The 775-nt window shown below is 41.5% G+C and carries 2 protein-coding genes; one reads left to right on the forward strand and one right to left on the reverse strand.

Annotated features, from left to right (window positions below; genetic code table 11):
• Positions 1-380 (reverse strand): DUF6710 family protein (locus BCT81_RS07780; protein WP_198596855.1); only part of this gene is annotated, 380 nt, incomplete at its 3' end.
• 52 nt (positions 381-432) lie between these two features.
• Here BCT81_RS07780 and BCT81_RS07785 point away from each other — a divergent pair.
• A complete protein-coding gene (locus BCT81_RS07785) occupies positions 433-741 on the forward strand; it encodes a hypothetical protein (RefSeq protein ID WP_102423750.1) in 309 nt (102 codons plus the stop codon).
• The last annotated feature ends 34 nt before the right edge of the window (positions 742-775 follow it).

The raw sequence follows: 775 nt of genomic DNA on the forward strand, positions 1-775 counted from the left end.
CTCCAATTGCAGCTTTCATCTAATGCTTTATGCCGTCCGATATAAGACAAATTACAAACATATCGTTCAAGATTCCACGGTCTTGTGAAAATGATGTGGTAACTCAGCGATAATTCGTACTCTTCAGCATTAAGGTAATTACCCAATAGCTCTCCATCAGAGCCATATAGGTAATCAAAAATAAACTTACCAAAGAAGAAAAAATTCGCGCTAGATATAGCACCGGTACCTCTTTCGGCTACAGCAAGATTACCCTCCGCTTGGATCGGCCTTAGCACAATATTAAGAAAATCAGGCAACGCCCTTGGGTTACGACTTTGAATATCATTCGCCACTCTCATTAAATGGTCAAACTTCTGTTTGTTTTTATTTTTTAACATCCCTTTAATCCTATTTAACATACACACCTCAATGACCAGGAAGGACTTCGTTATGCTTATCAAACCCTTTCAAACTTTTTTGCTCAACACCTTGACGCTTTTACGACTCATTCCAAGTGACGTGATACACATCAAACAGCTTGACCGTTATCCCGACATCACGAAAAGGCTGGATGAATATCGAGAGCTGATAGAGAACATTGAGAAGCAGACCCACTACTTTAGCAGTGAGCAAGGCATCTGGTCGAAACACCACGCTTTGCTGCACGATAAATACCTTCAATACTTACTCACGTTGCGCAACCCATCACCCCAGCAGATGCGCCACTTACGCGAAAGACCCAAGTGTTTAACCTCATAATCGCTTTGCCTCACTTAACCAAGGTCTATGATGA

The sequence above is a fragment of the Vibrio sp. 10N.261.52.A1 genome, assembly GCF_002876325.1.
Classification (GTDB): domain Bacteria; phylum Pseudomonadota; class Gammaproteobacteria; order Enterobacterales; family Vibrionaceae; genus Vibrio; species Vibrio chagasii.

Bases quoted from the DNA above. Each gene is read 5' to 3' on its own strand.
- BCT81_RS07785 (WP_102423750.1), top strand. From the start codon at position 433: ATGCTTATCAAACCCTTTCAAACTTTTTTGCTCAACACCTTGACGCTT.